The following is an 18,565-nucleotide window of genomic DNA, read 5'->3' on the forward strand; positions in this document are numbered from 1 at the left end:
CCTACATGTGTGTCTACTGTCAGGGCTTGACCGGCCCGGTCCCCGCCGCCGCGAGTTCGGCCCGCACGCCGCGCAACGCACCGGCGGTGAGCGCCAGGCCCACCACGGCGAGCACCACGCTGAGCAGCAGGAACCACGGTTCACCACCGCCGGCCAGCGTGTCCGCGGAGACTACGAGGGCGACGGTGAGCGGGGCGGAGCCCACCACGGTCGCCAGCACACAGGACACCAGCGGGATGCGGCTCAGCCCGCAGGCGTAGTTCAGCAGGCTGAAGGGGACCAGGGGGACCATGCGCAGCCCGAGGACCGCGAGCCAGCCACGGGCCTCCAGGGCCCGCTGCAGGGCGTGCACGCGCGGCATGGTCTCGGCACGACGCACGGCCGGGCCGCCGATCCAGCGTACGAGGAGCAGCGACAGCGTCACCGACAGGGCCATGCCGGTGAGTGCCAGCACACTGCCGACGAGGGGGCCGAAGAGCACGCCGGCGGACACCGTCCAGATGGTGCGGGGGACAGGCAGCTGGGTGGCGCCGACCATCAGGGCCAGGAAGGTCACCCACGCGACGCTCCCGCTGTTCTCCACGGTGGTGCGCACGGAGTCGAGGTCCGGGGTGGGCAGGAGCACGGCCGCGACCACGACGGCGATCCCCAGAGCCACGAGCCCGGCGAAGGGGAGCAGGTGGTCTCTGGACATGTCGGGTACGCCTTCGCGAGGGTCAGTTGAAACGACGAAGAGGCCCACCGTAGTGGGCCTCTTCTGTGGTGTCCGGAGGGGGACTTGAACCCCCACGTCCGTTAATAGGACACTAGCACCTCAAGCTAGCGCGTCTGCCATTCCGCCACCCGGACATGGATGCGGACGCCGAACACGGTCGCGGCTGATATCCAACCCTGTGTCCGTCGCACTCCGGTAACTATAACGAGTCGGTGCCGCGGTGACAAATCTGTGCCGAATGCCCAGGCCGGCGCGTATATCGGGGCACAGGTCGGGCCACCACAGGCTATGACTTCAGAGTCTTACTGCGGGGTACGAAACACTGCGGCATACTGGTTGCCATGAGTGACAAGACCCACCACCAGCCCACCTACCTCGACGACCGGTTCCCCGCCGCGGACCCCTACGCCCCGCTGACCGACCTGCCGCGCCTGGAGGTCTCCAGCGCGGACTTCGGTGACGGTGACCGTCTGCCCGGCGACCAGCTCGGCGGGAGCGACGTCTCCCCGCAGCTGTCGTGGTCGGGGGCTCCGGAGGGTACGCAGTCCTACGCGGTGACCTGCTTCGACCCGGACGCGCCGACGACGTCGGGCTACTGGCACTGGGCGGTGTTCAACATCCCGGCCTCGGTCACCTCGTTGGACGCCGGCACGGGCGACGCCGAGCTGGCCGGCCTGCCGGACGGGGCGATGGCGCTGCGCGGCGACTCGGGCAGCCGCGGCTACTACGGTGCGATGCCCCCGGCCGGGCACGGTCCGCACCGCTACATCTTCGCCGTGCACGCCCTCCCGCAGTTCCTGGAGATCAACGACCGCTCCACCCCGACGATCCTCGGATTCAACCTGAACTTCACGGCCACCGCCCGCGGCCTGCTCTGGGGCTGGGCCGAGAACTAGACGACCGACCGCCCCCGGGCAGTTCGGCTAGTCCTTCCAGGGAAGTTCGGCACCGACGGCCTCGGAGAGGTTCGTCAGACCGTGCTGCCGCACCTGGTGGGCGATACCGAGGTGGATGTCCCGGATCCAGTCGGGGCCGCCGTAGATGAAGCCGGTGTAGCCCTGCAGCAGGGTCGCCCCGGCGCCGATGCGTTCCCACGCCTGCTCCGGTGTCTCGATGCCGCCGACGCCGATCAGGACGAGACGGTCGCCGGCGCGCTGCCGGATACGCCGCAGCACCTCGAGCGCCCGGTCTGCCACCGGGGCGCCGGAGATCCCGCCGGCACCGAGCGCCTTCACGTCGGAGGCGCCGGTGGCGAGGTTGTCCCGGCTGATGGTCGTGTTCGTGGCGATCAGACCGGTGAGGCCGAACTCCAGGGCCATGTCGGTGACCGCGTCCACGTCCTCGTCGGTGAGGTCGGGGGCGATCTTCACGAACAGGGGCCGGTCGCTGGCCTGGCGCACGGACTCCACGATCGGCCGCAGGCTCTCCACGGCCTGCAGGTCGCGCAGCCCGGGGGTGTTGGGCGAGGAGACGTTGATCACCAGGTAGTCGGCGACGTCGTCGACGGCGCGGGCGGACTCGAAGTAGTCGCCGGGGGCGCACTCCACGGGCGTGTTCTTCGTCTTGCCGAGGTTCACCCCCACCGGTTCGGGGGAGACCCGGGTTCCCAGGCGCTTGGCCGCGGCCAGTGCACCGTCGTTGTTGAAGCCCATCCGGTTGAGCAGCGCCCGGTCGGCCGGGAGGCGGAACAGGCGGGGGGTCGGGTTGCCCGGCTGGTGCACCGCGGTGACGGTGCCGACCTCTGCCGAACCGAATCCGAGCGGGCCCCACACGTCGACCTCGGTGGCGTTCTTGTCGAAGCCGGCGGCCAGCCCCAGCGGGCGGGGGAAGCGGACCCCGGCGACGGTCTGCGCGAGCACCGGGTCGGTGACCACGAGGCAGCGGCGCAGTGCCGCGCGCGCCGCGGCGGACCGGGCGGCCACGGACAGTGCGGACGTCATCAGCCCGTGGATGCGTTCGGCCCGCAGCGTGAACAGCACGCGCAGTGAGGAGTCGTAGACGGCCCCGCGGAAGGCACGGAAGGTGGTCATGAGTCTGGTGTCCTCTCGGGAGGGTTAGCTGGGGAGGTCGTCGGCGGGGATGAGTTCACGGGTCCCGTCGGCGGCGACGAGCAGCAGGTCGCCGCTGCCGTCGTCGATGATGTGGCGCACGTCCGAGGTCGTCGGCACCTTGCCGACCTCCTCCGGTGTGCCGGTCGACAGGTCGTAGCCGGTCAGCGTGTTGTCGCCGGTGGTGGACACCCACATGACCTCACGCTCGGAGTCCCACAGCACCGCCCACGCGCCCTCACCGGTGGGCACCGCCTGGGTGTGCCGGATGACGTCGGTGAGGGTGTAGACCAGTGCCTGTCCGCGACGGGCGTCGGAGGCGACGAGCACCCCGTCGGGCTGCGTGCCGGCGGAGACCGTCCCCACGCCCTGGCCGATGCGCAGCGCGGCCACGCGCGACTCGCCGGCGATGTCGATGTCGGTGACGCTGGTCTGCTGCGCGTCGATGAGCGCGGCGCGCCACTCCGCGTCCTCGTTGTCGGCGTCGTCCTCGTTGTCGGCGTTGCGGGTGTTGCCGACCAGCTGCATGTCGCTGCCGGTGGCGGTCATGTCCTCGGAGCTGGTCTCCTCGCCGTCGGCGTCGAACCAGTGGACGTCGCTGTCGGACTCCACGGTCAACGCCACCTTGCCGTCGGGGTGCACCGCGGCGGCGGTCACCTCGCCGGGGGCCTCGAGACTGCGCACCTCCTGGCCTTCGGCGTCGAGGATGCGCACGGTCGTCCCACAGCCCAGCACGACGCCGTCGACCGCACCGGTCACCGTGGTGCACGTGTCGTCGACGTCCACCGACGGTGCGGAGCCGGACGCCACGTCCTCCAGCGGGCCGATCACCAGCCGCCCCTGCTCCAGCGCGGCGACCGGGGCGGGGGAGTCTTCGGTGACGGACGTCCCCACGCCGGCGCGGACCAGGCCCAGCAGGGCCTCGCCGGAGTCGAGCGTGCCCGTCACGTCGGAGGCGTCGGTGTCGGGGGACTCCAGCGGCTTGGCGGCGACGCCGACCACGGTCTCCCCGTCACCGTCGTCGGAACCGTCGGTCCCGATCATCTGCTCGGCGCACCCCGACAACGTCACCAGCGGCACCATGGCCAGGGCCGCGACGGTCAGGGGCTTGGCCGGGCTCATCCGCGGCTGTGTCAACAGGCTTCTCACGCCAATCACGCTACTACACGCGGTGCGGGACTCCGGCCTGTGTCGGGGCGGGGGGCTGTCGCGAAGTGACGGCGAGGTGATGGCGGGGTCGCGGCAGGGTACTCTCGTCAGCCATGGAGTTTTCCTCACATCTCGCCTCCGACGCCGGCGACGTCGTCACCACCACCGACATGGGGTGGTTGCAGACCATCATCCTCTCGATCGTCCAGGGGCTCACCGAGTTCCTGCCGGTGTCCTCCTCAGGGCACATGCGCATCGTCTCCCAGCTGATCTGGGGGGAGGACGCGGGCGCGTCCTTCACCGCCGTGATCCAGCTGGGTACCGAGCTGGCGGTGCTGGTGTTCTTCGCCAAGGACATCTGGATGATCCTGTCGGCCTGGTTCGCCGGTGTCTTCGACCCGGCCAAGCGCGACAACCAGAACTACCGCATGGGCTGGATGGTCATCGCCGCGACGATCCCGGTCGGTCTGATCGGCTTCCTCGCCAAGGACCTCATCCGCGACAACCTGCGCAACCTGTGGATCACCGCGATCGTGCTGATCCTGTTCTCCTTCGTCTTCATCTGGGCGGAGAAGGTCGGCACCCACCAGCGCAGCTACGACAAGCTCACCATGAAGGACGCCCTGCTCATGGGCTTCGCCCAGTGCCTGGCGCTGATCCCCGGGGTGTCGCGCTCCGGTGCGACGGTGTCCGCCGGCCTGTTCCTCAACCTCGACCGTGAGGTCGCCACCCGCTTCTCCTTCCTGCTGGCCATCCCCGCCGTCCTGGCGTCCGGCCTGTTCAGCCTGCCGGACGCCTTCGACCCCGCCGCCGGGCAGGCCGCCAGCGCGCCCCAGCTGGTCGTGGGCACCGCCATCGCCTTCGTCCTGGGTTACGTCTCGATCGCCTGGTTGCTGAAGTTCGTCGCCAACCACTCCTTCGCCTGGTTCGCCCTGTGGCGCATCCCGGTGGGTGTGATCGTGCTGATCCTGCTGGCCACCGGCATGATCAACGCCTGATCCACGCACCGGCCCCACCGGTGGCGTACCGCCGGGCCCGGGGTGACTAGACTCAGGCCCCATGCGTTCCTGGCCCACCCCCGACGTCCCCGTCCTCGCCGGTGACGGTGTCCCGCTCACTCTCCACGACACCGCCGCCGACCACGTCCTGCCGGTCGACACCGGCACCCTGACACCGGCCGGCGAGGTCGGTGTCTACGTCTGCGGGATCACCCCGTACGACTCCACCCACCTCGGCCACGCGGCCACCTACGTGACCTTCGACCTGGCGATCCGCCAGCTGCTCGACAACGGTCACGGCGTGCACTACGTGCAGAACATCACCGACGTCGACGACCCGCTGTTCGAGCGGGCCGAGCGCGACGGGGTGGACTGGCGCGAGCTCGGCGACAGCCAGATCGACCTCTTCCGCTCGGACATGGCGGCGCTCTCCGTCGTCCCGCCGCGAGACTACGTCGGCGCGATGGAGTCGGTCGACGAGGTCATCGACATGGTCGAGCGCCTGGTCACCGCCGGTGCCGCCTACCGTCTCGACGACGATTTCCCCGACGTCTACGTCGACCACACCTTCACCGAACAGTTCGGCTACGAGTCGCGCTACGACTCCGAGACGATGGCCCGCTTCTTCGGCGAGCGTGGCGGAGACCCGGAGCGTCCCGGCAAGCGGCACCCGATGGACGCGCTGGTCTGGCGCGCCCACCGCGACGGCGAGCCCGCCTGGGACTCGCCCTTCGGCGCCGGACGACCCGGCTGGCACGTGGAGTGCTCCGCCATCGCCACCAACCGCCTGGGCTCCTCGTTCGCCGTCCAGGGCGGCGGCAGTGACCTGCGCTTCCCGCACCACGAGTTCTCCGCGGCCCACGCCGAGGCCGCGCACGGCGTGGAGCGCATGGCCGGGCACTACGTGCACACCGGCATGATCGGTCTGGACGGCACGAAGATGAGCAAGTCGCTGGGCAACCTGGTGTTCGTCTCCCGCCTGACCGCGCAGGGCCACGACCCGGCGGCCATCCGCCTGGGCCTCTACGAGGAGCACTACCGCCGCGACCGCGACTGGTCGGACGCGGTGCTCGCCCGCGCCGAGCGGCGCCTGGCGCACTGGCGCACGGCGGCGGACGCCGCGGTGGACGCCGGGACCGTCACCGCGGTGCGCGCCGCGCTGGCCGACGACCTGGACACCCCGGGCGTCCTGCGTCTCCTCGACTCCTGGTGTGTCGCCTGGGGCGATGCCGGGAGTGACGGGGCACCGGAACCGGACGCACCGACGCTGCGCACCGTGTGCGCGGCCCTGCTGGGGGTGGCACTGTGAACGAGTTCGTCGCCGCGACCGACGCGGCCCGTCAGGAGTTCATCGGGAACCTGCGGTCCATGGCCACCGGCAGCTACCTGCGCGAGGAGGACCGGGAGTTCTGGGAGGCTCCGTTCCCGGAGTCCGTGGTGGACGAGTCCGCCGAGATCCTGCACCGCCTGGTCGCCGGCGTGCGCGCCGACCCGACCGGGGAGGTCGTGCTGCAGGTCATCTCCGCGCACGACGCACTGCGTGCCCTCAGCGACCGGCACGCCGGCGCGGTCTACGAGGACGAGGAGGTCGAGGACTTCCGTGCGCTGGTGACCGTGCTGTGCGAGGAGGTCGGGGCGGACTCCCACGAGGTGCTCGACGACCTCGACAGCATCATCGAGCAGGAGTAGCCGGGGGAGCTACATCACCCGGCCGGCTGCAGCAGCAGCGACTGGCTGGTCGAGCCGAGGGGACCACGGGCGTCGTGGAGGCGTCCGATGGTCAGCCCGACCCCGTCGGGTCCCAGGTTGGCCTCGGCCTGCACCCCGGTCCACCCGTCGCCGGCCCACCCCTGCCCGGGCAGGCGGTGCAGCGACACGGTGAGGTCGGTGTTCATGAACTGCCACTCACGCGGGTCGAGGACGCGGTCGACGCCGTTGGTGGCGTCCGCCACGGCCATCAGGGAGGTCCAGGGGGAGTCGGGGACACCGGCGACGACGGGGATCGTGCTGCGTATCCAGGCCTGGCGTCCGGAGCCGTACATCTCGATGGTGTCGATGTACGGGCTCGCCCAGGCCTCGAGGAACTCCGTGGCGTCGGCGCACCGGTCACGGGGGAGCATCTCCGCGGCGCTGGGCACCTGCGGGTTCTCCACGGCGGTGGTGTCGGTGGTCCTGATCCACCAGGCGCTGCCGCGCACGACCTCGCGGCCGGAGGTGTCGGTGACGACGGCCTCCAGGTAACTGATCCGCCGGCCCGGGCGCACGACCCTGGCGGTGGTGCGCAACCGTGCCACCGGCACGGCGCCGAGCAGTTCGGTGGTGACGCGCACGAGGCGCCCTCCCTGCGGTGCGGCCTTTTCGAGGACGTGGGTGACCAGGGCGGACGGGGGAGCGCCGTGCTGCAGGTCCGGGCCCCAGGGGCTCACGGTGTGCGCGGTGGCGACGTAGTCGGTCCAGGTGGCCCCGAGGTCGTCGGTGGTCACGGCCGCGGGCTCGAAGTAGGCGTCGGTGGAGTGGGCGGGGGTGGAGATGTCTGGGGTGACGGAGGTCATGGTGGGCGATTGTATCGGCCGGTCGTCCCGGCGGGCATGATGGGAAGCATGAAGGCGATTCTCTGGGACATGGACGGCACACTCGTCGACACCGAACCGCTGTGGGGTGAGGCGACGTACGCGATGGCCGCGGCGATGGGCCGTGAACTGACCCCGGAGGTCCGGGCCACGACGGTGGGCGGCACCGCGGACGGGACGGTGCGCCTGGTGGCGCGGTGGGCGGGGCTGGAGCCCACCGACGACGAGGTCGACGGGTGGATCACCTGGCTCTACGACCACGTCTCCGCCCTCTTCGCCGAGGGGCTGGAACTGCGTCCGGGCGTCGGCGGGCTGCTCGCCGAGGGCCACCGGGCCGGTCTGCCGATGATGGTGGTCACGAACACCTTCCGTTCGCTGACGGACCAGGCCCTGGGCTCGATCGGCCACGAGTTCTTCGTCGACTCGGTGTGCGGCGACGAGGTGGCCACGGGCAAACCCGACCCGACGCCCTACCTGTTGGCCGCCGACCGGCTCGGCCTGGCCCCCGACGACTGCCTGGTGATGGAGGACTCCACCAACGGCATGACCTCCGCGGTCGCCGCGGGGTGCCGGGTCGTGGGACTTCCCGCGGACGGGGCTGTGGTGCCGGACGGTGCGGTGCCGGTGGCGGTGCTGCGTGGCGGGGAGCCGAATCTCGGGGGACTGGTCATCGACGACCTGCGCGGCTTCTGGGAACAGCTCGGTCGCGCCCGGGTGGGGTGAGCGGTCGGGGTGACCGCGTCGGCGCGCGGGTGCTGGTCTGTGACAGAATGAGTGCCGTGAAGAACTTCGACTCCCTGTTTGAGGAACTGTCCCAGCGTGCCGCGGATCGTCCCGCCGGCTCCGGAACCGTGGAGGCACTCGACGCTGGGGTGCATTTCCAGGGCAAGAAGATCGTCGAGGAGGCCGGTGAGGTCTGGCTCGCCGCGGAGTACCAGTCCGACGACGAGCTCTCCGAGGAGATCTCCCAGCTGATCTACTGGCTGCAGGTCGTGATGGTCGGCCGCGGCCTGAACCCTGCCGACATCTACAAGTTCCTCTGAGAGGCGGCGGCGTGAGCAATCCAGAGAACAACCAGCCCGACCTGCTGCGGGTCGCGGTCCCCAACAAGGGGTCGCTGTCGGAGACCGCCACGGAGATCCTCTCCGAGGCCGGTTACCCGGGCCGTGGCGACTCCAAGTCCTTGACCGTGGTCGACGCCGACAACGGCGTCGAGTTCTACTTCCTGCGCCCCAAGGACATCGCGATCTACGTGGCCAGCGGCCACCTGGACATGGGCATCACCGGCCGGGACCTGGCCGCGGACACCCGTGAGGAGACCGAGGAGCTCCTCGAGCTCGGCTTCGGCGACTCGACCTTCCGCTACGCCGCGCCCGCCGACCAGGAGTGGACGGTGGAGGGGCTGCAGGGCCGTCGCATCGCGACGTCCTACCCCAACCTCGTGCGCCGCGACCTGCAGTCCCGCGGCATCGACGCCACCGTCGTGCGTCTGGACGGCGCGGTGGAGATCTCGATCCGCCTCGGCGTGGCGGACGCCATCGCCGACGTCGTCTCCACCGGCCGTACCCTGAGCCAGCAGGGGCTGCGTCCCTTCGGCGACCCGGTGATCAGCTCGACGGCGGTGGTCGTGGGGCGTCGCGGTGCCCCCGTCGACGACCGGCAGCGGGTGCTGCTCAAGCGCATCGAGGGGATCCTGCACGCACGCAACTACGTGATGCTGGACTACAACTGCTCCCGGGACATCCTCGACCGGGCCGCGGCGGTCACGCCCGGCCTGTCGGCGCCCACGGTCGCCCCGTTGGCCCAGGACAACTGGGTGGCGGTGCGTGCCATGGTGCCGCGCAAGGACGCCAACACCCTGATGGACAATCTCTCGGCGCTGGGTGCCGAGGCGATCCTCGCCAGCGACATCCGCATCGCACGAATCTGATCTGACCCTCCAACCCCCCTTTCCCGAAAGGCCACGACCTCCCATGACCGTCCCCGAGTACCGGCCCGAGTCTTCGCCGGTCACGTCCTCGACTCAGCTGATCACGGCTGCTGAGACCCATTCCCTCAGCGCCCATGCCGCGGACACCTTCCGCACCGAGGAGGACCTGCTCGGCACCATGCAGGTGCCCGAGCACGCCTACTACGGCGTGCACGCACTGCGTGCGGTGGACAACTTCCAGATCTCCCGGACCACGTTGAACCAGCTGCCGGAGTTCATCCGCGGCATGGTGCAGGTCAAGAAGGCGGCGGCGCTGGCCAACCAGCGGCTGCACACCCTGCCGACGGAGAAGGCCGAGGCGATCGTCTGGGCCTGCGACCGGATCCTGCTCGACCACCGCTGCATGGACCAGTTCCCGATCGACGTCTACCAGGGCGGTGCGGGCACGTCGACGAACATGAACGTCAACGAGGTCGTCGCCAACCTGGCGTTGGAGTACCTGGGCAAGCCCAAGGGCAGCTACGACGTGATCAACCCCAACGACGACGTCAACATGGGCCAGTCCACCAACGACGCCTACCCGACGGGGTTCCGGCTGGGCATCCACACCGCCTTCCAGGACCTGATCCGCCACCTCAGCGCGCTGGAGCGCGCCTTCTCGAACAAGGGTGACGAGTTCCGCGACGTGATCACCATGGGCCGCACCCAGCTGCAGGACGCCGTGCCGGTGAGCCTGGGCGACGAGCTCACCGCCTTCGCCCAGAACCTGTCGGAGGAGCAGGCCCAGCTCGACCGGGCCGCCGGCTTCATGCTGGAGGTCAACCTCGGTGGTACGGCGATCGGCACGGGCGTCAACGCGCACACCGGTTACCGCGCCGAGGTCATCGAGGCGCTGCGTGAGGTCACCGACCTGGACATCGTCTCCGCCAACGACCTGCTCGAGGCCACCAGCGACACCGGCGCGTACGTCAACGCCAGCTCCGTGGTCAAGCGTGTGGCGATGAAGCTGTCGAAGATCTGCAACGACCTCCGCCTGCTGTCCTCGGGTCCGCGTGCCGGGCTCAACGAGATCAACCTGCCGGAGCGTCAGGCGGGGTCGTCGATCATGCCGGCGAAGGTGAACCCGGTGATCCCGGAGGTCGTCAACCAGATCTGCTTCAAGGTCTTCGGCAACGACGTGACCATCTCGATGGCCGCGGAGGCCGGCCAGCTGCAGCTCAACGTGATGGAGCCGGTGATCGCGCAGTCCCTGTTCGAGTCGATCCGTCTGCTCGCCCGCGCCTGCACCACGCTGCGCACGCTGTGCGTGGTGGGCATCACCGCCAACGAGGACGTGTGCCGCTCCTACGTCGAGCACTCCATCGGTATCGTCACCTACCTCAACCCGCTGATCGGCCACCACAACGGTGACCTGGTCGGCAAGGAGTGCGCACGCACGGGCAAGTCGGTGCGTGAGGTCGTGCTGGAGCGCGAGCTGCTGGACGCCGAGACGCTCGACCAGATGCTCAGCAAGGAGAACCTGCTGCACCCGGTGTGGCGCGGCACGCTCTACGACAACTGAGCCCCGACACCCGCCACGGCACCCTGCCACGGCACCGGGGGTGTTCCCCGGGTGTCCCCACGCGGGGGGTGAATCCCGCACGGCCGCCCACGAGGTTAGTTTTCATGACTAACATCATGGGCGTGACATACCCCGCTGACAGCACCAGCACCACCGACACCACCACACTCAGCTACCGCACCATCCTGGGGGAAGTTCCCTGGTCACTGCGTGATATCGCCGTCGTCCGGGACAAGGGGAGACCGGACGACTCCGCCCGTGCCTGGGCACTCAGTCTGCCCCACGGACTCGCCGACGGCAGGATGGTCGACGGCCCCGCCGCCGCACACCCCCCGAACGCGGGGTTCCAGAAGATCTTCGTCGTCGACCCGGGCGAGACCCACCGCCACCACCTGGCCCGCGTCTTCGGCATCCGCTCCGGCCAGGACGCCCTCGACGCCGTCGCCGACCGGCTCTCCGCGGCAGGGGACCCGGCCTACAGTTCACAGCACGGCGTCCTCGCCGACCTGTGCGCCACCGCATGGTCCGAGCGTCCGGCGGCCCACACGGTCCTGGGGCCGGTGGACGCCGACCACCACCACGTGGTCGTGCCGTTCCTGCAGCCCGAGGCGTACCAGGCCCTTCCCCCGACCCCGCCGGAGGACATCTGTGCCTGGGACATCTCGGTCGCCGTACACCTGCTGTGGCTGGCCCACGGCGGGGGACTGCTCACCGAAGAGCAGTGCGATGCACCCCTGGGCCGCGCCCTGGCGATGGCGCGGGACGCCTACGGCAGCTGGACGGACTACGCCGACGGTGTGGTCGTCGGCCGGGCGGTGTCCGACGGGCGCCTGGACGACTCCTGCCACCGCTTCGTCCACGACACCGCCGTGGCGCTGAACCACCCGGACTCGCCGTGGTTCCGCCTGGACCTGCAGGGGTAGCCTGGCGGGCATGCTCCCTGACCTCGTGACCCCGGTCCACCGGTCCGCACTGCGCTCGATCGCCCGGGTCGTCGACGAGACCGCCACACCCACCCCGCCGGACGAGGCGCTGCAGGCGCTCACCGCGCAGCTGCGCGCCACCCCGGCGCTGGTGCTCACCGGCGCCGGGGTGTCCACCGACTCCGGGGTGCCGGACTACCGGGGCCCGTCCGGGTCGTTGACCCGCCACCGTCCGATGACCTACCAGGAGTTCCGGCACGACCCGGACGCCTCGCACCGCTACTGGGCACGCTCCTTCGTCGGCTGGCGCCGCATGGCCGCCGCACGGCCCAACCTCACCCACTACGCCCTCGTCGAGCTTGAGCAGGCGGGTCTGGTCACCGGGGTGGTCACCCAGAACGTCGACGGGTTGCACGCCGCGGCCGGCTCGCACAACCTGCTCAGCCTGCACGGGGATCTGGCGCGGGTGATCTGCCTGGACTGCGGGCACCTCGAGGACCGTCCGTCGTTGGACGCCCGGCTGGAGGAACTCAACCCCGGCTACGCCGAGAGCATCCGGTTGGACGCCTCGCAGGTCAACCCGGACGGCGACGTGAGCCTCGACGAGGCCCACGTCCGCGAGTTCCGCATGGCCGGGTGCCGGCGGTGCGGCAGCATCCTGCTCAAACCGGACGTCGTCTACTTCGGTGAGCCGGTGCCGGCCGAACGAAAGCACCGCGCGGACTCCATGCTGGACACGGCGTCCAGCCTGCTGGTCGTCGGCTCGTCGCTGGCGGTGATGAGCGGGTACCGCCTGGCGTTGGACGCCGCACGCCAGGGCAAGACGGTCGCGGTGGTCAACGGCGGGCCGGGGCGCGCCGACCGCCGCGCCGACGTGCTCTGGCGCACCCCGGTGGCCCCGGCGTTCCTCTCGTTGCTGGACGCCCTCGACCTCTCCTGAGCGCTCAGGCGAACTCCTCAGGCGAACTCCTCGGGCACCCCGGGGTACTCCGGCGGTGTCCCGCCGAAGGCGGGGCAGATGGGCTTGAAGGAGCACCAGCCGCAGAGCTTCGAGGTCTTCGGCGCGAAGTTCCCGCTACGCGCGTCGGCCCCGATACTCGACCAGATGTCACCGAGGTCGCGTTCCACGTAGTTGAGTTCCGCCGGGGTGGGGGAGAGCACCATGTCGTCCTGCACCTTCAGGTACATCAGACGCAGCTGCTCGGGGATGTGGCCGAACAGGCGCCACCACACCAGGGCGTAGAAACGCATCTGGAACACCGCCTGCGCGGAGAACCGGGGGATGGGCTTCTTGCCGGTCTTGTAGTCGACCACCCGGACCTGGCCGGTGGGTGCCACGTCGACACGGTCGATGAACCCGCGCACAGGCACCCCGTTGGGCAGCGTGGTGTCCACGAACTTCTCCACGGACTCGGCGTCGAAACCGCCCGGGTTCTCCATCTGGAAGTACCCCTTGACCAGGGAACGGGCCTCCACCAGGAAGTCCATGGTGGTGTCCTCGGGCACGAGCTCGTCGAGCTGCGGGTCCTTGGCCTTCATCTCCGTCCAGTGCGGGGAGAGCATCTTCACCGCCGCCGGGTAGGTGCGTTCCTCGCGCGGCATGCCGTGCAGGTCCTCGAGCACGGCGTGCACGAGTGTGCCCTTGACCTGGGCGACGGTGCTCGGTTCGGGCAGTCGGTCGATGGCCCGCAGCCGGTAGAGCAGCGGGCACTGGCGGTAGTCGCCGACACGCGACGGGGACAGGGCGAGGGGACGGCGGCTCACAGGTGTTCCAGCATCTTTCCGGGATTGAGGATCGTGGTCGGGTCAAGGGCGCTCTTGACCGCGCGGTGCAGGGCGCGGTTGCCGGCGTCGAGCTCGGTGGGCAGCCAGGTTGCCTTCAGCGCACCGACGCCGTGCTCGCCGGTGATGGTGCCGCCGAGTTCCAGGCCCAGGGCCATGATGCGGTCGAAGGCGGTGGTCGCCGCGGCGACGGAGGTCTCGTCGGCGAGGTCGTGGAACACCGAGGGGTGGACGTTGCCGTCGCCGGCGTGGGCGACCAGGCCCACGGTGGTGCCGGTGTCGTCACGGATGGCCTCCACCCCGGCGCAGAAGTCCGCCAGGCGGCTGCGCGGGACGCACACGTCGTCGATCATCTGCCCGCCGCCGTGGGTGGAGGCGTAGCGTTCATTGGCGACCTGCACCGCCCGCCGGGCGGCGACGAGCAGGTCGGAGTCGACCGGGTTGTCGGCGAAGGCGACGTCGACGGCCCCGTGGGCCTCGGCGACGGCGGCGAAGGCGCGGGTGTCGTCGGCGGCGGTGGTGGCGTCGGACTGCATGAGCAGCACCGCGCCCACGGAAGCGTCCAACCCGAAGTCACCGACCTCGCCGAGCAGCCCGATGGTCATGCCGTCCATCATCTCCAGCATCGACGGGGACGCCCCGGTCGCCATGTAGGCGGCCACGGTCTGCACCGCGGCGGCGACGCTGGGGAAGGTCGCCAGCGCGCTCAGCGGATCGGCCCCTAAGGGAACGACCTTCAGCGTGGCCTCCACGATCACCCCGAGGGTCCCCTCGGACCCGGTGAGCAGGGACACCAGGTCCAGGCCCGCCACGCCCTTGACGGTGCGCTGGCCCAGCCGGGTGAGGGTGCCGTCGGCGAGCACCACGGAGATCTCACGGACGTACTGGCGGGTCACGCCGTACTTCACGCAGCACATGCCGCCGGCGTTGGTGGCGATGTTGCCGCCGACCGAGGAGATCGCCACCGACCCGGGGTCCGGCGGGTAGGCGAGACCGCGGGGACGCAGCGCGTCCTTGAGGTCCTTGTTGATGATGCCGGGTTCCACGGTGACGGTCATGTTCGCCTCGTCGACCTCCAGCACGCGGTCCATGGACGCCACGGACAGCAGGATGCAGCCGTCCACCGCGCACGCACCACCGGACAGCCCGGAGCGCGCACCCTGCGGCACCACCGGGACGCCGTGGGCGTGGGCGAAACGCATCGTGGCGACCACGTCGTCGACGCACCCGGCGCGCACGAGGGCCCGTGCCGCGCCGTCGGCGCGGTGCGCGGACTGGTCGGTGGAGTAGGACGCCAGGACGTCGGCGTCGGTGCTCAGCGAGCCGCTGAGCCGGCCGCGCAGCTCGGCGAGAGCAGTATCGAGACCAGTAGCAGTTTCCGTCACAGGTGCTCCAGCATCTTGCCGGGGTTCAGGATCCCGGTCGGGTCCACGGCGGCCTTGATGTCGCGGTGCAGGCGTCGGCTGCCCTCGTCGAGTTCGGTGGCGAGCCAGTGGCTCTTCAGGTTGCCGACACCGTGCTCGCCGGTGATGGTGCCGCCGAGTTCCAGGCCCAGGGCCATGATGCGGTCGAAGGCGTCCTGCGCGGCGGCCACGGAGGCCTCGTCGGAGGTGTCGAAGAAGACCGAGGGGTGCATGTTGCCGTCGCCGGCGTGGCCGATCACGGTGACCTGGGCGCCGGTGGCGGTGCGCACGTCCTCGATACCGTCACAGAACTCCGCCATGCGGGAGCGCGGCACGCAGACGTCGTCGAGGAGCTGTCCGCCGCCGTGGGCGCGGGCGTAGTGCTCCCAGGCGGGCTGGGCGGAGCGCCGGGCGGCGACGAGGAGTTCGGAGTCCACGGCGTTGTCGGCGAAGGCCACGTCGATCGCCCCGTGCTCACCGGCGACGGCGGCGAAGGCCTCGGTGTCGTCGGCGGCGGTGGTGGCGTCCGACTGCATGATCAGCACCGCGCCGACCGAGGCGTCGAGTCCGAAGTCGCCGAGGTCGTTGACCATGGCGATGGTCGCGGCGTCCATCATCTCCAGCAGCGACGGCGCAGCACCGGTCGCCATGTAGGCCGAGACGGCCTCGGCGGCGGCGCGCACGGTGGGGAAGGTGGCCAGCGCACTCAGCGGGTCCGCCCCCAGGGGCACGACCTTCAAAGTGGCCTCCACGATCACCCCGAGGGTTCCCTCGGAGCCGGTGAACAGGCTGGCGAGGTCGAGACCGGCCACGCCCTTGACGGTGCGGTGTCCCAGGCGGGTCACCGTCCCGTCGGCGAGCACCACGGTAAGTTCACGGACGTACTCGCGGGTCACGCCGTACTTCACGCAGCACATGCCGCCGGCGTTGGTCGAGATATTGCCGCCGATGGAGCACATCGCGTAGCTGCCGGGATCCGGCGGGTACGCCAGCCCACGCGGGCGCAGCGCGTCCTTCAGGTCCTTGTTGATGATGCCGGGCTGCACGGTGACGGTCATGTTCGCCTCGTCAACCTCCAGCACGTGGGTCATCGACGCCAGGGAGAGCAGGATGCCACCGTCGACGGCGTTGGCCGCCCCGGAGATCCCCGAGCGTGCGCCCTGCGGCACCACGGGGACGCCGTGGGCGTGGGCGAAGCGCATCGTGGCGACCACGTCGTCGACGTCCACCGCGCGCACCAGGGCCAGCGGTGTGCCGACCGGGCTGTACAGCGCCTCGTCGGAGGAGTGGGCGGCGAGCACGTCGGGGTCCGTGCTGAGGGAGCCGGTCAGCTGGGCGGCGAGTTCGGCGGTGTCGGGGAAGCTCATTCCCGTCACTGTAGTAGGCGGTGTTCCACCGGTGTTCCGTCGGTGCTCGCCCGCCGTCGCGGTTACCGTGGTGTGCATGCACAGCAACGCACTCTCCGGATCGACGTCCCCGTACCTCCTCGCCCACGCCGACAACCCGGTGCACTGGCGACCCTGGGGTGAGCAGGCCTTCGCCGAGGCCCGGGAGCGCGACGTGCCGGTGCTCGTGTCCGTCGGCTACGCCACCTGCCACTGGTGTCACGTGATGGCCGAGGAGTCCTTCAGCGACCCGCGGATCGCCCGGACCATCAACGAGACGATGGTGGCGGTGAAGGTCGACCGCGAGCAGCACCCGGACGTGGACGCCTACTACATGCAGGCCACGGTGGCGCTCAGCGGCCAGGGCGGGTGGCCCATGACCGTGTTCACCGACCCGGACGGACGCCCGTTCTTCGCCGACACCTACTTCCCGCCGGAACCGCGGCAGGGCCGCCCGTCGTTCTCCCAGGTACTCGACGCGGTCACCCGCACGTGGACGACCGAGCGGGGCCGGGTCGACGAGATCAGCGCCCGGCTCAACGAGGCGATCGGCGGCAGCGAGGAAGAGAGTGACGCGTCCTCGACCGCCTCCTGGGCCGCGCAGGACGCCACGACGCAGCTGCCGACCCGCATCGTGCAGCGCATGCGCGCCGCCGAGCACCCCACCGGCGGCTTCGGCGGGGCGCCGAAGTTCCCGCCGGCCGGCGCACTGCTGGGCCTGGTGCGCTGGGCCGAGCGCACCGGATCGCCGGACGCCGCCACCGAGGTGCTCGACATCGTGGGACGTACCGTCGCCGCGATGCTGCGCGGGGGCCTCTTCGACGCGGTGGACGGCGGGTTCCACCGTTACTGCGTGGACGGTGACTGGACGGTGCCGCACTTCGAGAAGACCCTCTACGACAACGCCCTGCTGCTGCGCGCCCTGTCCGCCTACCTGGTGCGGCGTCCCGACGACGCCCTGGCCGCCGAGGCCTGCGAGCTGACCCGCGGCTTCCTTCGCCGTGACCTGCCTGCCGATGCAACAGACCTGCTCGCCAGCGGGCTGGACGCCGACACCGTCGTCGACGGCGCCCGCGTGGAGGGCTACACGTACACCTGGGCACCCGGCGAACTCGAGGCCGTCGGGCTGACCGGTGAGGGTGACGTGGACGGGCGGGTGGTGCTCACCCGGCGCGAGGGGCTGCCCCTGGACCCGGAGGTGCGCGAGGAGTTGCACCGGACGCGCGCCGGGCGGCCGCGTCCTGCGGTGGACGGCAAGGTCGTCACCGCGTGGAACGCGATGGCCGCCGTCGCGCTCACCGAGGCCGGTGATCCGGAGGCCGGGGCACGCACCACCCTGGCGCTGTGGCACCACGCCGTGGACACCGGAACGGGCGACGGCGACAGCACCGTTCGCGGCGTCCTGCGGTGTGCCGGCACCCCGCACGCCCCGGGCACGTTGGAGGACGGGGCGTGGCTGCTGCTGGCGCTCGTGCGGCTCTGGGAGCACCAGGGGCCGACCTACCGGGGGATGGACGTGGCGGGGTCGGTCTCCGAACTGATCCGTCACCTGCAGGTGACCTTCCACCGCGGTGCGGGCACCTGGTACGACGCGGCGACGCCCGTGGCGTCCACCGGGGTGCGTCCCCGCGACCCCTACGACGGGGCCACGCCCTCGGCGGTGGCGGTGCTGGCCGAGGCGTTGAGCTTCGCCGGGGCGCTGGCGACGGCGATGGACGACGCGGACGTGCGCAGCATGGGCTCGCGCTGGGCGGCGGAGGCCCGGCGCATCCTCGACGCCCACCGCGGGGTCGTCGAGGGCCACCTCGCGCAGGCCGGCGGCTGGTTGTGCGCCCTGGAGTGCCACCTGGCCGGGCCGGTGCAGGCCACGGTGCGCGGCGCGTCCGGCACGCAGGTCGCCGCACTGCGCACCCGGCTGGGGACGTCCTGCCTGGTGCTGGACGTCGCCCACGGTGCGCGCCTCGTCGGCGGGGTGCCTGGCGGCGAGTCTGACGGCACCGCCGCGGTGGCGCAGGTGTGCCGGGCGGGGGTGTGCGGGCTCCCCGAGGCGCTGTGAGTAGCGCGGCACGGTTGACCCGTTACACTGTCCGGGTCACTGCCA

18 protein-coding genes and 1 tRNA gene are annotated in these 18,565 nt (G+C 70.8%); 11 read left to right on the top strand and 8 right to left on the bottom strand.

Translation table 11 applies throughout. The annotated features are described in order from the left end of the window. Nucleotides 1-19 precede the first annotated feature (19 nt). Together ACT3S3_RS10815 and ACT3S3_RS10820 are read right to left on the bottom strand one after the other, a co-directional pair. Nucleotides 20-694 (bottom strand): TVP38/TMEM64 family protein, encoded by a 675-nt coding sequence (locus ACT3S3_RS10815; protein WP_301442563.1) that lies wholly within the window; start codon nucleotides 692-694, stop codon nucleotides 20-22. 66 nt (nucleotides 695-760) lie between these two features. Beyond that, nucleotides 761-849, bottom strand: a tRNA-Leu gene (locus ACT3S3_RS10820). 207 nt (nucleotides 850-1,056) lie between these two features. Between ACT3S3_RS10820 and ACT3S3_RS10825 the strand changes: the two genes are divergently transcribed. Next, complete coding sequence (locus tag ACT3S3_RS10825; RefSeq protein WP_301442564.1) at nucleotides 1,057-1,611, top strand: YbhB/YbcL family Raf kinase inhibitor-like protein; 555 nt, start codon at nucleotides 1,057-1,059, stop codon at nucleotides 1,609-1,611. 27 nt (nucleotides 1,612-1,638) lie between these two features. Here ACT3S3_RS10825 and ACT3S3_RS10830 read toward each other — a convergent pair whose 3' ends face one another. Together ACT3S3_RS10830 and ACT3S3_RS10835 are read right to left on the bottom strand one after the other, a co-directional pair. Beyond that, nucleotides 1,639-2,745: a quinone-dependent dihydroorotate dehydrogenase gene (locus ACT3S3_RS10830; protein WP_301442565.1), complete on the bottom strand. Its 1,107-nt coding sequence runs from the start codon at nucleotides 2,743-2,745 to the stop codon at nucleotides 1,639-1,641. 24 nt (nucleotides 2,746-2,769) lie between these two features. Continuing rightward, nucleotides 2,770-3,912: a hypothetical protein gene (locus ACT3S3_RS10835; RefSeq protein ID WP_444626762.1), complete on the bottom strand. Its 1,143-nt coding sequence runs from the start codon at nucleotides 3,910-3,912 to the stop codon at nucleotides 2,770-2,772. A gap of 170 nt (nucleotides 3,913-4,082) precedes the next feature. Here ACT3S3_RS10835 and ACT3S3_RS10840 point away from each other — a divergent pair, with 170 nt between their 5' ends. The 3 genes from ACT3S3_RS10840 (at nucleotide 4,083) to ACT3S3_RS10850 (ending at nucleotide 6,599) form a co-directional block, all read left to right on the top strand. Further along, nucleotides 4,083-4,910: an undecaprenyl-diphosphate phosphatase gene (locus ACT3S3_RS10840; protein ID WP_301442575.1), complete on the top strand. Its 828-nt coding sequence runs from the start codon at nucleotides 4,083-4,085 to the stop codon at nucleotides 4,908-4,910. Nucleotides 4,911-4,971: 61 nt separating this feature from the next. Further along, nucleotides 4,972-6,219, top strand: coding sequence for a cysteine--1-D-myo-inosityl 2-amino-2-deoxy-alpha-D-glucopyranoside ligase (mshC, locus tag ACT3S3_RS10845; protein ID WP_444626764.1), 1,248 nt, complete (start codon nucleotides 4,972-4,974; stop codon nucleotides 6,217-6,219). Further along, the gene (locus tag ACT3S3_RS10850; RefSeq protein ID WP_444626766.1) at nucleotides 6,216-6,599 is read left to right on the top strand and encodes a hypothetical protein; all 384 of its coding nucleotides are present in this window, start codon (nucleotides 6,216-6,218) and stop codon (nucleotides 6,597-6,599) included. The genes mshC and ACT3S3_RS10850 overlap by 4 nt, the downstream gene beginning before the upstream one ends. Nucleotides 6,600-6,613: 14 nt before the next feature. Here ACT3S3_RS10850 and ACT3S3_RS10855 read toward each other — a convergent pair whose 3' ends face one another. Beyond that, the gene (locus ACT3S3_RS10855) at nucleotides 6,614-7,462 is read right to left on the bottom strand and encodes a thioesterase family protein (RefSeq protein WP_301442569.1); all 849 of its coding nucleotides are present in this window, start codon (nucleotides 7,460-7,462) and stop codon (nucleotides 6,614-6,616) included. A gap of 48 nt (nucleotides 7,463-7,510) precedes the next feature. Here ACT3S3_RS10855 and ACT3S3_RS10860 point away from each other — a divergent pair, with 48 nt between their 5' ends. The 6 genes from ACT3S3_RS10860 to ACT3S3_RS10885 all read left to right on the top strand — a co-directional run bounded on the left by ACT3S3_RS10860 (nucleotide 7,511) and on the right by ACT3S3_RS10885 (nucleotide 12,834). Beyond that, nucleotides 7,511-8,203, top strand: a complete 693-nt coding sequence (locus tag ACT3S3_RS10860; protein WP_301442570.1) for an HAD family hydrolase — start codon at nucleotides 7,511-7,513, stop codon at nucleotides 8,201-8,203. Nucleotides 8,204-8,259: 56 nt separating this feature from the next. Next, on the top strand, nucleotides 8,260-8,523 hold the full coding sequence (locus tag ACT3S3_RS10865; protein ID WP_301442571.1) for a phosphoribosyl-ATP diphosphatase: 264 nt from the start codon (nucleotides 8,260-8,262) through the stop codon (nucleotides 8,521-8,523). A gap of 41 nt (nucleotides 8,524-8,564) precedes the next feature. Continuing rightward, a complete protein-coding gene (gene hisG / locus ACT3S3_RS10870) occupies nucleotides 8,565-9,410 on the top strand; it encodes an ATP phosphoribosyltransferase (protein ID WP_444626780.1) in 846 nt (281 codons plus the stop codon). 43 nt (nucleotides 9,411-9,453) lie between these two features. Beyond that, on the top strand, nucleotides 9,454-10,971 hold the full coding sequence (aspA, locus tag ACT3S3_RS10875; RefSeq protein ID WP_444626768.1) for an aspartate ammonia-lyase: 1,518 nt from the start codon (nucleotides 9,454-9,456) through the stop codon (nucleotides 10,969-10,971). 122 nt (nucleotides 10,972-11,093) lie between these two features. Further along, nucleotides 11,094-11,894, top strand: coding sequence for a DUF1266 domain-containing protein (locus ACT3S3_RS10880; protein WP_441582038.1), 801 nt, complete (start codon nucleotides 11,094-11,096; stop codon nucleotides 11,892-11,894). A 10-nt stretch (nucleotides 11,895-11,904) separates the two neighbouring features. Next, complete coding sequence (locus ACT3S3_RS10885) at nucleotides 11,905-12,834, top strand: Sir2 family NAD-dependent protein deacetylase (protein ID WP_301442574.1); 930 nt, start codon at nucleotides 11,905-11,907, stop codon at nucleotides 12,832-12,834. A gap of 17 nt (nucleotides 12,835-12,851) precedes the next feature. Here ACT3S3_RS10885 and ACT3S3_RS10890 read toward each other — a convergent pair whose 3' ends face one another. From ACT3S3_RS10890 to ACT3S3_RS10900, 3 genes are read right to left on the bottom strand one after another with little or no spacing between them, the layout of a single operon-like run. After that, nucleotides 12,852-13,658, bottom strand: a complete 807-nt coding sequence (locus tag ACT3S3_RS10890; protein WP_301443918.1) for a RecB family exonuclease — start codon at nucleotides 13,656-13,658, stop codon at nucleotides 12,852-12,854. Beyond that, nucleotides 13,655-15,061 (bottom strand): FAD-binding oxidoreductase, encoded by a 1,407-nt coding sequence (locus tag ACT3S3_RS10895; protein ID WP_444626770.1) that lies wholly within the window; start codon nucleotides 15,059-15,061, stop codon nucleotides 13,655-13,657. The genes ACT3S3_RS10890 and ACT3S3_RS10895 overlap by 4 nt, the downstream gene beginning before the upstream one ends. After that, a complete protein-coding gene (locus tag ACT3S3_RS10900; protein WP_444626771.1) occupies nucleotides 15,058-16,446 on the bottom strand; it encodes an FAD-binding oxidoreductase in 1,389 nt (462 codons plus the stop codon). The genes ACT3S3_RS10895 and ACT3S3_RS10900 overlap by 4 nt, the downstream gene beginning before the upstream one ends. 76 nt (nucleotides 16,447-16,522) lie before the next feature. On the opposite strand from ACT3S3_RS10900, the gene ACT3S3_RS10905 reads away from it, so the two are divergent. Further along, nucleotides 16,523-18,520: a thioredoxin domain-containing protein gene (locus ACT3S3_RS10905; protein ID WP_441588277.1), complete on the top strand. Its 1,998-nt coding sequence runs from the start codon at nucleotides 16,523-16,525 to the stop codon at nucleotides 18,518-18,520. Nucleotides 18,521-18,565: the final 45 nt, after the last annotated feature.

This window comes from Corynebacterium sp. AOP40-4SA-5 (assembly GCF_052377355.1).
Lineage (GTDB): Bacteria > Actinomycetota > Actinomycetes > Mycobacteriales > Mycobacteriaceae > Corynebacterium.